Genomic DNA, 12,065 nt, shown 5'->3' on the forward strand with positions numbered 1-12,065 from the left:
GGAGTGTCGTGGAGGGGACGGTCGGGAAGAGTCCTCCCGACCGTCCCCGACGACCCTGCGAGGTGCCCGATGGCCCTGCCCATCACCCTGTCCGAGATCGGTCCCCGGATCTCGGCCGGCGCGTTCATCCTCAACAGCGGGCTGGGCAAGCGTGCCGCTGACGACCAGACCGCGGCGGGCCTGCACGGCTTCGCCAGCGGCACCTACCCGTTCCTGAAGGACGTCGAGCCGAAGCAGTTCGTGCAGGCGCTGTCGACGGCGGAGATCGCCGTCGGCGCCGCGCTGCTGACGCCGTTCGTGCCCACCGCGCTGGCCGGCGCCGTGCTGACCGGCTTCGCCGGCGGACTGCTCGGCCTCTACCTGCGCACGCCCGGCATGCGCAAGGAGGGCAGCCTGGCCCCCACCGAGCAGGGCCTGTCGGTCGCCAAGGACGTGTGGCTGCTCGGCATCGGCGTCGGACTGCTCACCCGCGGCACCGTCGACCGTGGCTCCAAGCGGGTGCAGAAGGCCGCCAAGACCCTGGCCAAGGCCAACAAGCGGGTGTCGCGGGCCGAGCGGAAGGCCGAGCGCAGGACCGCTCGCGCCGCCTGAGCAAGGACCCCGTTCCGGGTCCCACCCTCCGCGAGCTCAGGGCGGGACCCGGGACGGGGCCAGACCGGACCGGACGCCGTACGACTGCCTGATCAGCCGGGCAGGAGGACCGTCCCCACGAGGCGACGGCGGCGCTCGCCGTCGGGCTCGTTGCGCAGGCGGTCGCCCAGCACCTTCCGCAGGTCCGCGACCAGGGCGGCGAACTCGTCGTCGTCCAGCCACAGGCCGGTCATCCGGTAGCCCACCCCGTCCCGGGCGGCGTCCAGTCCGCCCGGGACGGCGGCACCGGCGTCGACCCAGCGGTCGAAGTCGGCCAGCAGCGCGGCGACGAAGGTGCCGAACGCGCGCCGGTGCTGCTCGGGCGTCATCCCCGCCGCCTCCTCCGGCCCGACGGAGGCCGCCGCGGTCACGAGCCGGTAGGTGCGCTCGGTGCTCCCGCGCACCCGGCGCTCCCCCACCACCTCCAGCAACCCGGCCTCGGCGAGCACCCCGACGTGGCGGTACAGCGTGGCCACGGGGACGTCGGGCAGCTCGGCGTGCAGGTCCCCGGTGGTCAGGGTCCGGTCCCCCAGCAGCGCCTGCACCACGCGCAGGCGCACCGGGTGCAGGAGCAGGTCCGCAGACGCCACGCCATCGACCTCTCTCACTCTTGACAACGGTATCGCTGATGAGAACGATGATGCCATGGCCACGATCGAGACGACACCCCGCACCCTCCGCATCTCCCTCACCCCGGCCGAGGAGGTGTTCGGCCTGCTGCGCGACCTCGAGGTCCCGCTGTCCGCGGTGCGCTCGGCCGAGGTCGTCCCCGAGGGCCTGGCCGCGGTCCGCGGGCTCCGGGCGCCGGGCCTCGGCCTGCCCACCCGCCGGATCGGCACGTGGCGCCGGCGCGGCACGAAGACCCTCGTCAGTGTGCGCCGCGGCCCCGCCGTCCGCCTCGAGCTCACCGGGCAGCGCTTCGACGCCGCCCTGGTCACCGTCGACGACGCGCCGGCCGTCGCGGCGGCGGTCTCGGGCGCCCGGCGGTGAGCGCGCGCGAGGTGCCGGTGACCGTCCCCGGTGATCCCCCGCTGGCCGGCACGCTGACCCTCCCGGACTCCTCCGGCCCCGTCCCCGCGGTGCTGCTGGCGCCGGGCTCCGGGCCGCTGGACCGCGACTCCGACCACCGGAGGATGCGCTTCGGCGTCACGCGGGAGCTGGCGCACGCCCTGGCCGAGGGCGGACTGGCCTCTCTGCGCTACGACAAGCGCGGCGTCGGCGGCACCCCCGGTGACTGGCGGCGGGCCGGCCTGTACGACAACGCCGACGACCTGGTCCGGGCGCGGGACGCCCTCGCCGCCCGGCCGGAGGTGGACGGCGACCGGATCCTGCTGGCCGGCCACAGCGAGGGCGCACTGCTCGCCGCGATCGCGGCGGGTCGCGGCGTCCCCGTGGCCGGGGTGGTGCTGCTGGCCGGGTCGGCGACACCGGGCGACGATCTGCTGTGCCGGCAGGCGCGGCGGATCGCACCCACCCTGCCGGCGCCGGTCCGCGGGCTGCTGCGGCTGCTGCGGATCGACCTGGAGTCGAAGGTGGCCGCCAACCACGAGCGCATCCGGGCCACGACCGCCGACGTCGCGCGCATCGGCGGTGCCCGCGTCAACGCACGCTGGCACCGCGAGTTCCTGGCCCACGACCCGCGGACGGACCTCGCCCGCCTGTCGGTGCCCGTCCTGGCGGTCACCGGGGCGAAGGACCTGCAGGTCGACCCGGAGGACCTGGCCGGGATCGCCGCGACGGTCCCCGGCCCGGTCGAGACGCTGTGCGTCCCCGACCTCACGCACACGCTGCGCCGCCAGCCGGGGCCGGCGTCGCTGCGCTCCTACCGCGGCGAGCTCCGCCGGCCCGTGGACGCCGAGGTGCTGGCCACCGTGGTGACGTGGTGCCGGCGGGTGGGAGCCGTTCCGTCCGTGTCCTGATCCGGGACGGGAAGGGGTTCCGGGGAACGGCTGCGGACCTGCAGTATCGCGGGCCAACGGTGGGCCGCTGCCGGGGCGGGACCACCGTCGGCCCGGAGGAGGCTCGCGTGCACCACCCCACCCGCCGCGCTGCGGCGCTGGCCCTCGTCCTGTCCCTTCCCCTGCTGGGTGCCTGCTCCGACGACGGCGAGGGCGCCACCGCCCCGGCCGCCTCGGCCAGCGCCCACGCCGAGGGCGAGCACTCGGAGAGCCCGTCGCCCGGGAGCACCACGTCCGGGAGCGCCGCACCGAGCAGCCCGGTGCCGAGCAGCGCCGCACCGGAGAGCACCGCCTCGGCGGCGGCTCCCGCACCGGCCGAGACCCGGACGGTCACCGCGACCGAGGGCGAGATGTACATCGAGCTCTCCGAGGACTCCTTCTCCCCCGGCAGCTACACCCTCGAGGTGGTCAACGAGGGGAACGCCACCCACGACCTGGTGGTCGAGCGGGACGGCGCGGACGTCGCCGCGACCGAGACCATCGCCCCGGGCGCGTCGGCCACGCTCACGGTCACCCTCGAGGAGGGCGAGTACGTCTTCTACTGCTCCATCGCCAACCACCGCGCCATGGGCATGGCGACGACCGTGGTGGTCGGCGCGTGAGCGGGCGCACCGCGACGCGCTCCTCGCGGACCGGCGTCGCGATCGCGTTGCTGCGGCTGGCCGGCGCGGTGCTGCTGGTGGCCATCGCCGTCATCCACGGCTACCTGTGGCAGCAGGGCTACAGCGGCATCGACGTGATCGGCCCGGCGTTCCTGGTGCAGTCCGTGCTCGGGGTCGGTGGCGCGCTGCTGCTCCTGGGCGTGCCCCCGCGCCTGGTGCCGTGGGCGGCCACGCTGGGTGCCCTGTTCGCCGCCGGGTCGCTGGCCGCGCTGGTCGTGTCGACGACGGTGGGGCTGTTCGGCTTCGTCGAGACCACCGCGGCGACCCTGTGGTGGGAGTCGTTCTGGGTGGAGGCCGCCGCCGTCGTCGTCCTCGTCGCACTCGTCGTCCTCACCACGCGGCGGACCGGCCGCTGACCCGGGCGCTGGAGAAGGCGGGCGGGAGCCCACCGGTCCAGCGCCCGGCTCCTCAGTTGCCGCTGGAGAAGGCGGCGTCGAAGGCCGCGGCCGGCGGGTCGAAGGCCAGCCGGCGGACGAAGGCCAGCGCCTCGGGGGCGCCGACCAGGCGGTCCATCCCGGCGTCCTCCCACTCCACCGAGATCGGCCCGTCGTAGCCGATCGTGTTGAGCATCCGGAAGCAGGCCTCCCACGGGACGTCGCCGTGGCCGGTGGAGACGAAGTCCCAGCCGCGCCGCGGGTCGGCCCAGGGCAGGTGCGAGCCCATCCGGCCGTTGCGGCCGTTGCCCACCTGCTTCTTCGCGTCCTTGCAGTCCACGTGGTAGATCCGGTCCTTGAAGTCCCAGATGAACGACACCGGGTCGAGGTCCTGCCACACGAAGTGCGACGGGTCCCAGTTGAGCCCGAACGCCTCGCGGTGCCCGATCGCCTCCATGGCGCGGACCGTCGTCCAGTAGTCGTAGGCGATCTCCGACGGGTGCACCTCGTGGGCGAACCGGACGCCGACCTCGTCGAAGACGTCGAGGATCGGGTTCCACCGGTCGGCGAAGTCGCGGTAGCCGTCCTCGATCATCGACTCGGGCACCGGCGGGAACATCGCCACGGTCTTCCAGATCTTCGACCCGGTGAACCCGACGACGGTCGTGACGCCCAGCTTCGCCGCGGCACGGGCGGTGGCCTTCATCTCCTCGGCCGCGCGCTGCCGCACGCCCTCGGGGTCGCCGTCGCCCCACACGCGCGGGTTGACCATGCCGCGGTGCCGCTCGTCGATCGGGTCGTCGCACACGGCCTGGCCGTTGAGGTGGTTGGAGATCGCGAAGACAGACAGGCCGTGCTTCTCCAGCATCGCCTTGCGGTCGGCGACGTAGGAGTCGTCCTCCGCGGCACGCACGACGTCGAGGTGGTCGCCCCAGCAGGCGATCTCCAGGCCGTCGTACCCCCACCCGGAGGCCAGCCGGCACACCTCCTCGAAGGGCAGGTCGGCCCACTGGCCGGTGAACAGGGTGACGGGACGGGGCATGCGGTTCCTCCTGCGGGTCGGCGGGGGTGGGTCTCAGGCGGAGACGGGCGTCCAGGTCGAGTCCGCCGCGGCGCTGCGCTCGACGGCGTCGAGGACGCGCTGGACCTGCAGTCCGTCGGCGAACGAGGGCGTCGGGTCCTCGTCCTTGGCGATCGCGGTGACCAGGTCGACGACCTGGTGGGTGAACCCGTGCTCGTAGCCCAGACCGTGACCGGCCGGCCACCACGCGGCGACGTAGGGGTGCTCGGGCTCGGTGACGATGATCCGCCGGAAGCCGGCGCGCTCGGCGGGATCGGCGCCGTCGAAGAACTCCAGGACGTTCATGTCCTCGAAGTCGAACGCCAGGCTGCCCTCGGACCCGTTGATCTCGATCCGGATGCCGTTCTTGCGGCCCAGGGCGAAGCGGGTGGCCTCGAAGGTGGCCACCGCCCCGCCGGAGAAGCGGCCCAGGAACACCGCGGCGTCGTCGACGGTCACCTGCCCCATGCCCTCCCCGGCGACGCCGGACAGCGACCCGGCGGCGGCCGGCAGCGGACGCTCCTTGACGAAGGTCTCCAGCAGCGCGCTCACACCCGTCACCGTCTCGCCGGTGATGTACTGCGTCAGGTCGACGACGTGGGCACCGATGTCACCGAGCGCGCCGGAGCCGGCCTTGTCCTTCTCCAGCCGCCAGGACATCGGTGCCGACGGGTCGGCGATCCAGTCCTGCAGGTAGGCCGCCCGCACGTGGCGGATCCGGCCCAGCCGCCCCTCGGCGACGAGGGTGCGGGCCAGGCCGATCGCCGGCACACGGCGGTAGGTGAAGCCGACCATCGACCGCACCCCGCGGGCGGCGGCCCGGGCGGCGGCCTCGGCCATCGCCTCCGCCTCGGCGACGGAGTTGGCCAGCGGCTTCTCGCAGAGCACGTGCTTGCCGGCCTCGAGCGCGGCGATCGCGATCTCGGCGTGGGTGTCCCCGGGCGTGCAGACGTCGACGAGGGCCACGTCGTCGCGCTCGACGACGCGACGCCAGTCGGTCTCGGTCCCGGCCCAGCCGAGCTTCCCGGCGGCCTCGGCCACGCGGGTGGCGTCGCGGCCGGCCAGCACCCGCAGGTCGGGGCGCAGCGGGAGGTCGAAGAAGTGGGGGGCGGTGCGCCAGGCCTGCGAGTGCGCCGCGCCCATGAAGGCGTAGCCGATCAGGCCCACCCCGAGGGTCGGCCGGTCGGGCGAGGTCATCTGGGATCTCCTCGGGGAGTGGGGCGGGGCCGCCGGCGGACCGGCGGCCCCGCCCCTGGGGGTCAGGACTCGAAGGCGCTGTCGATGTACTGGTCGACGTTGTCCGCGGTCACGACCGGCGCGTTCAGCACGATCTGCCGCGGGACCTCCTGGGAGGCGACGTCGGACAGGTTCCTGTCCTGCGCGACCAGGCGGGCCAGCGCGATGCCGTCGGCACCCTGGGTCGACGGGTAGATGACCGTCGCCTGCAGGACCGAGTTGCCCTCCTGGATCGCCCGCATGGCGTTGGCCGAACCGGCGCCGCCGACCATGAAGAACTCGTCGCGGCCGGCGTTCTGGATGGCGGCCAGGACGCCGACGCCCTGGTCGTCGTCGTGGTTCCAGATGGCGTCGATCTGCGGGGCGGCCTGCAGCAGGTTCGCCGCCGCCTCCTCGCCGCCCTCGACGGTGAAGTCCGCGGCCACGCGGTTGTCGACGTTGAGCCCGCAGTCGGCCAGCGCGTCGGCGAAGCCCTGGCTGCGGTCCTGGGTCAGCGGCAGCGAGTCGATGCCGGCGATCTCGGCGACGACGGCGTTCGGGTTGTCACCCAGCTGCTCGCAGACGTAGGTGCCGGCCGAGACGCCCATGCCGTAGTTGTCGCCCAGGATGGTGGCGCGGGCGGCGAACGGGCTGTCGAACTCGCGGTCGACGTTGATGACCGGGATCCCGGCCTCCATCGCCTGCAGCGCGACCGGGGTCATCGCCGCACCGTCGAAGGGCAGCAGCACGATGGCGTCGACGCCGTCGTTGATGAACGTCTCCACCTGGCTGATCTGGGTGCTGACGTCGTTCGTGCCCTCCGCGACCACGAGCTCGACGTCCTCGTACTTCTCGGCCTCCGCGCGGGCGGCCTCGGTGATCCCGGCCATCCAGCCGTGGTCGGCGGCGGGCGCGGAGAAGCCGATGGTGACGGTCTCGCCGGGCTCGTCGTTGGCGCTGGCGGCCTCGTTGGCGCCGCCACCACCGCCGGAGTCCTCCGGGGTGTTGCTGGTGCAGCCGGCCACGAGCACGCCTGCGCTGAGCAGGGCGACCGTGGCGTACGGCAGACGGCGGAACGGGCGCTGCCTCGTTGCAGACATGTGCTCTCCTCGGGTCTCGCCCCCTGTGCGGGAGCCGGGGTGGGACACCACCGGACGGGAGGTCCGGTGGGTGGTGCGCTCCGGCGTGCGGGATCGCGCGCCGGGAGGGTCAGAGGGTCTTGCCGGTCGCCGTCGGGCGGGCGCCGCCCGGGCCGCCCTCGGCGGTGGTCCCGCCGGACACCGCGCCGGAGGGTGAGCCGCTCAGCGACGGGCCGCCGGACGAGCCCCCGGCCGAGGGCCGGCGGAAGCTGAAGCCGCCGGTGGCCAGGCGCTGCTGGAGCATGACGGCGAGGATGATGATCACGCCGCGGGCGACGGCCTGGGCCGAGCTCGACAGGTTGTTGAGCGTGAAGACGTTGCCCAGCGTCGTGAAGATGACGACGCCGAGGACGGTGCCGACGATCGTCCCGCGCCCGCCGATGAGCAGCGTGCCGCCGATGACCACCGCGGCGATGGCGTCGAGCTCCCAGAGCGTGCCGTGGGTGGAGCTGCCGGTCGTCGTCCGCGCCATGATCATCACGGCCGCGATGCCGCAGGTGATGCCGGAGAGCACGTAGAGCTTGACCGTGTGCCGCTGCACCCGGATGCCGGCCAGTCGGGCGGCCTCGGCGTTGCCGCCGACGGCGAAGGTGCGCCGGCCGAAGGTGGTGCGGTTGAGCAGCACCCACCCGGCGACGGCGACCAGCGCGAAGATCAGCACGAGCGTCGGGATGCCGAGGACGTCGCCGGCGAAGAAGGCGAGGAAGTCGCTGTCCTGGACGATCTGGGTGCGACGGTTGGCGATGATCTCGGCCAGGCCGCGGGCGGCGGCGAGCATGGCCAGCGTCGCGATGAAGGCGGCGAGCTTGCCGTAGGCGATGACCACGCCGTTGACCAGGCCGGCCACCGCGCCCACCGCCAGCGCGGTGAACACCATGACGATCCAGTGGATGTCCTCGGCCAGCTGCTGGGTGGCCAGGGTGGTGGCCCACACCGACGCCAGCGCGGCCAGCGCGCCGACCGACAGGTCGATGCCGCCGCCGATGATCACGAAGGTCATGCCGACGCTGACCACGCCGATGACCGAGGCCAGCCGCAGGATGGTCAGGACGTTGTCGACGTCGGCGAACCGGTCACCGGCGGTGATGACGCCGACGACGCAGAGGATCACGAGCGCGACGACGAGGCCCAGGTTGCGGCCCACCGGCCCGGCCATGAAGCTGCCGCCGGCGCCCCCCTGGCGACCGGCGTCGGACTTGTCCGTCCCCGCCGTCAGGGTGGTGCTCCCGCCACTCGTGCTGCTCATGCCACGGTCCCTTCGTGCTGCGCCTTCTCGAGGTGTGTCGTGTCGTGCAGTACCGGGCCCTGGCCGTGCGTGGTCGTCCCCTGCATCACGAGGTCGAGCACCCGGTGCTCGTCGAGCGCGTCGGCCGGCTGCTCGGCCAGCACCCGCCCCTCCGCGATCACGAGGACGCGGTCGGCCAGCCCCAGCACCTCGGGGATCTCGCTGGAGACGACGACGACGGCGACACCGCGGTCGGCGAGGTCGCGCACCAGCGCGTAGATCTCCGAGCGGGCGCCGACGTCGACGCCGCGGGTGGGCTCGTCGAGCAGCAGCACCTTGCAGTCGCGCAACAGCCAGCGGGCCAGGACGACCTTCTGCTGGTTGCCGCCGGAGAGGGTGCGCACCTCGCGGGTCTCGTCGGTGGGACGCACGTCGAGGGAGCGGACCTGCTCGCGCGCGGCGGCCCGCTCGGCGGCACCGGACAGCAGCCCGCCCCGGGAGAAGCGGGCCAGGCTGGAGATCGTGATGTTGCGCGCCACGGACTCGCCGAGCAGCAGCGCCTGGCTCTTGCGCTCCTCCGGCGCGAGGCCCACCCCGGCCGCGACCGCGGCGCCGACGTCGCCCGCCCGCAGCTTGCGGCCGGCGACGCGGACCCGGCCCGAGGTGGCCCGGCGCGCGCCGTAGACGGTCTCCAGGATCTCCGAGCGCCCCGAGCCCACGAGCCCGGCCAGGCCGACGATCTCCCCGGGCCGGACCGTGAAGGACACCCCGGAGAAGGTGCCGTACAGCCCGAGGTCCTCGACCTCGAGCAGCGGCTGCGGGTCGCCGGACACCGGCTGGCGGCGCTCGGGGAAGACGTACTCGATGTCCCGGCCGGTCATCAGCGTGATGACCTCGCGGGTCGGCGTCTCGCGCGCCGGGAGCCCGGTGGCGACCGTCCGGCCGTCCTTGAGGACGGTGATGCGGTCGCCGATCTCGCGGATCTCCTCGAGCCGGTGGGAGATGTAGACGATCGCGACGCCCTCGGCGGTGAGGTCGCGGATGACGGTGAAGAGGCGCTGGACCTCCTCGTTGTCGAGGACGGCGGACGGCTCGTCCATGATGATCAGCCGTGCGTCCTGGGACAGCGCCCGCGCGATGCTGACCATCTGCTGCGAGGCCGCCGACAGGGAGCCCAGCTCCGCACCCGGCCGGATCTCGGGGTGGCCGAGCCGGGTCAGCAGCGCGGCGGCCCGCCGGTTGATCTCGCCGGGGAAGGTGAGCCCGAAGCGGGACTGCTCCCGGCCGAGGAAGACGTTGTCGGCCACGGTCAGGCCGGAGACGAGGTCGAGCTCCTGGTAGATCGTCGCGATGCCCAGCGACAGCGCTGCCTGCGGGTCGGAGAGCCGGACCTGCTCGCCGCGCCAGGTGATGGTGCCCTCGTCGGGCTGGTGCGCGCCGGCGAGGACCTTGATCAGGGTCGACTTGCCGGCGCCGTTCTGGCCGAGGAGGCAGTGCACCTCCCCCGGGCGTACGTCGAGGTCGACACCGCCGAGCGCCCGGACACCCGGGAACGTCTTGACGATGCCGTGCATCTCCAGCAGCGGCGGATCTGCCGGTCGCATGGCCTCACCTCGGACTTCTGCTCAACGTTGACCATTAGTCTGTGCAGGCGCGACCATATGAACGGAGTCACAGGCGGGTCAAGCAGGCGTGAGCGGCGTCACCGAACCGATACCTGAGCGGGTGTACGTCCACCACCGTCGGCGGCGGGAATGGCCCTCTCTGCCGCAGGCCTGCGGACCGCACCGCGGCCCGGCGCCTCGGAGGACCCCCTCCGGGGCCTCCTCGGCGTGACCGGCGCTCGCGCGGGGGGTCAGCGGGCGAGGGCCTGGTGGACGGAGTCCTCGTCGAGGTAGCCCTCGATGGCCATGAGCGCCGCGCCCATCCGGCCGGAGAGGTCCGGGGCGTCGCTGACGCTGATCTCCAGCGCCCGGGCGGCCAGCGGCATCGAGCGGCCGTAGACCGCCTCGCGGATGCCGGCCAGCAGCGGCGCGCCGGCCTGGGCGACGCCCCCGGTCATCACGATGCGGTGCGGGTTGAAGAAGTTGACCAGCGCGGCCAGCACCGTGCCGATCATGCGGCCCGCCCGCCGGACCAGCTCCAATGCCGGGCCGTCGCCCTGCGCGGCCAGCTCGATGACCTGCCGGGTGCTCGACACCGGGAGCCCCGCCTCGAGGGCGTCGCGCAGCAGTGCGCCGCCGCCGGCCAGCGCCTCGAGGCAGTTCTCGTTGCCGCAGCGGCACAGCACGGTGCGGCCGTCCGGCGTCGGCACGTGGATGTGACCGATGTCCCCGGCGCTGCCCTGCGCGCCCCGGTACACCTCGCCGTCGACGATCACCCCGCAGCCGATGCCGGTGCCGACCTTGACCACCAGCACGTCCTGCGCCGACCCGCCGACGCCCATCTCGCCGAGGGCCATGACGTTGACGTCGTTGTCGACGAAGACCGGGCAGCCGTAGCGGCCGAAGGCGCTCGGGATGGGGTGGTCGTGCCAGCCCGGCATGATCGGCGGGTGCGACGGCCGGCCGGTCGAGAACTCCACCGGCCCGGGCACGCCCACCCCCACCGCGCAGACGTCGGCCGGGGTCAGCCCGGCCTCGGCCAGCGCCTTCTGCGCCAGCCGGTCGACCTCGGCGAGCACCACGTCGGGGCCGTCGGCGATGTCGATCGGGTGCCCGACGGTGGCGAGGATCTGCGCCGACAGGTCGGTGACCGCGACGTCGGCACTGGTGACGCCGAGGTCGACGGCGAGCACGCAGCCGGCACCGCTGTTGAACCGCAGCAGGGTCGGCGGCCGCCCGCCGGTGCTGCCGCCGCGGCCGCCCTCCTGCAGCAGGCCCGCGGAGATGAGCTCGTCCACGCGAGCGCTGACGGTGTTGCGCGAGGCCCCGGTCAGCGCCACCAGCTCGGCCCGGCTCCGCGCGCGACCGGTGCGCACGTGGTGCAGCAGCGCGCCGGCCGAGGCGGAGGTGGAGGCCATGCGGTCATGGTGACACGCCGGAGGCGCGTCCTTCCTCCTCCGCGACCGCCACGGCGTCGACGGCGGCCCGCAGCACCGCCGCGACGGCGTCCGGGTGCGTCTGCACCGTCATGTGCGCCGCGCCGGGCACCTCGACCACCGCGCCGACCGGCGCCGCGGCCGCCACCGCGGCGGCCCAGTCGGCCCGGCAGAGCCGGTCCCGGGTGCCGCGGACGACGGTCACCGGCACACCGACGGCGCGCAGCCTGGCGTCGATGCGGTCGGGGGCGGCGACCCGCCACAGCGCCCGCATCGCCCGCGGGCCGGTGGTCAGCCACTGGACCAGGATCAGGGGCAGCTGCCACCAGGGCTCGTGCACCGCCGTCCGCAGCCACCACCCGGCCAGCCGGACCGGCGCCCGCAGCCGCGGGTCGGTCGACGGGCCGAGCAGGACGACGCCCGCCACCCGCGGGTCGACGGCGGCCGCGGCCACCACCTGGCAGCCCTGCGAGTGGCCGGCCAGCACGACGGGGCCGGGCCCGAGCCGGGCGCGCAGACGGGCGGCGAGCTCGTCGAGGGACGGCACAGGTGCAGACCGCCCCATCCCGGGTAGGAGCACGACGTCGGCGGCCACCCGCCGGCGCAGCCGCCTGGACGAGCGCGCGTCCAGTCCCAGGCCCGGGACCAGCACGAGCCGGGGGATGACGACGGGCACCGGTCCGGTTGTACCTGGCAGGAACGGACACCGCGAGCCCACCGGCGGACGGCGGCCGTGACGGGTCTCACGTCCCCGACCGGCTC

Annotated in this window: 13 protein-coding genes; 5 read left to right on the top strand and 8 right to left on the bottom strand. The window is 74.2% G+C overall.

What is annotated here, in order from left to right:
• Positions 1-69: 69 nt before the first annotated feature.
• Positions 70-591, top strand: coding sequence for a hypothetical protein (locus HLV61_RS21040; protein WP_369259006.1), 522 nt, complete (start codon positions 70-72; stop codon positions 589-591).
• Between the two features lie 92 nt (positions 592-683).
• Here the strand turns inward: HLV61_RS21040 and HLV61_RS21045 are convergent, their stop codons facing one another.
• Positions 684-1,220 carry a helix-turn-helix domain-containing protein gene (locus HLV61_RS21045; RefSeq protein WP_369259008.1) on the bottom strand — a complete coding sequence of 179 codons (537 nt, stop codon included), beginning with the start codon at positions 1,218-1,220 and terminating at the stop codon, positions 684-686.
• Between the two features lie 55 nt (positions 1,221-1,275).
• On the opposite strand from HLV61_RS21045, the gene HLV61_RS21050 reads away from it, so the two are divergent.
• The 4 genes from HLV61_RS21050 (at position 1,276) to HLV61_RS21065 (ending at position 3,606) form a co-directional block, all read left to right on the top strand.
• Complete coding sequence (locus HLV61_RS21050) at positions 1,276-1,620, top strand: hypothetical protein (protein WP_369259010.1); 345 nt, start codon at positions 1,276-1,278, stop codon at positions 1,618-1,620.
• On the top strand, positions 1,617-2,549 hold the full coding sequence (locus tag HLV61_RS21055) for an alpha/beta hydrolase family protein (RefSeq protein WP_369259012.1): 933 nt from the start codon (positions 1,617-1,619) through the stop codon (positions 2,547-2,549). Before HLV61_RS21050 ends, HLV61_RS21055 begins: the two co-directional genes overlap by 4 nt.
• Positions 2,550-2,656: 107 nt before the next feature.
• Entirely contained in the window at positions 2,657-3,190 is a 534-nt protein-coding gene (locus HLV61_RS21060) for a cupredoxin domain-containing protein (protein ID WP_369259014.1), read from the top strand.
• Entirely contained in the window at positions 3,187-3,606 is a 420-nt protein-coding gene (locus HLV61_RS21065; protein WP_369259016.1) for a hypothetical protein, read from the top strand. The genes HLV61_RS21060 and HLV61_RS21065 overlap by 4 nt, the downstream gene beginning before the upstream one ends.
• A 52-nt stretch (positions 3,607-3,658) precedes the next feature.
• Here the strand turns inward: HLV61_RS21065 and HLV61_RS21070 are convergent, their stop codons facing one another.
• From HLV61_RS21070 to HLV61_RS21100, 7 genes are all read right to left on the bottom strand, one after another.
• On the bottom strand, positions 3,659-4,666 hold the full coding sequence (locus tag HLV61_RS21070) for a sugar phosphate isomerase/epimerase family protein (protein ID WP_369259018.1): 1,008 nt from the start codon (positions 4,664-4,666) through the stop codon (positions 3,659-3,661).
• Between the two features lie 33 nt (positions 4,667-4,699).
• Entirely contained in the window at positions 4,700-5,881 is a 1,182-nt protein-coding gene (locus HLV61_RS21075; RefSeq protein ID WP_369259020.1) for a Gfo/Idh/MocA family protein, read from the bottom strand.
• 62 nt (positions 5,882-5,943) lie between these two features.
• Positions 5,944-6,999, bottom strand: a complete 1,056-nt coding sequence (locus tag HLV61_RS21080; RefSeq protein ID WP_369259022.1) for a substrate-binding domain-containing protein — start codon at positions 6,997-6,999, stop codon at positions 5,944-5,946.
• 109 nt (positions 7,000-7,108) lie between these two features.
• Positions 7,109-8,284 carry an ABC transporter permease gene (locus HLV61_RS21085; protein ID WP_369259024.1) on the bottom strand — a complete coding sequence of 392 codons (1,176 nt, stop codon included), beginning with the start codon at positions 8,282-8,284 and terminating at the stop codon, positions 7,109-7,111.
• Positions 8,281-9,867, bottom strand: a complete 1,587-nt coding sequence (locus HLV61_RS21090) for a sugar ABC transporter ATP-binding protein (protein WP_369259026.1) — start codon at positions 9,865-9,867, stop codon at positions 8,281-8,283. The genes HLV61_RS21085 and HLV61_RS21090 overlap by 4 nt, the downstream gene beginning before the upstream one ends.
• 251 nt (positions 9,868-10,118) lie before the next feature.
• Positions 10,119-11,285 (bottom strand): ROK family protein, encoded by a 1,167-nt coding sequence (locus HLV61_RS21095; RefSeq protein WP_369259028.1) that lies wholly within the window; start codon positions 11,283-11,285, stop codon positions 10,119-10,121.
• Between the two features lie 4 nt (positions 11,286-11,289).
• Entirely contained in the window at positions 11,290-11,979 is a 690-nt protein-coding gene (locus tag HLV61_RS21100; protein ID WP_369259030.1) for an alpha/beta fold hydrolase, read from the bottom strand.
• Positions 11,980-12,065: the final 86 nt, after the last annotated feature.

Origin of the sequence: Geodermatophilus amargosae (assembly GCF_041028265.1) — a bacterium.
In the GTDB taxonomy this organism is placed as follows: Bacteria; Actinomycetota; Actinomycetes; order Mycobacteriales; family Geodermatophilaceae; genus Geodermatophilus; species Geodermatophilus amargosae_A.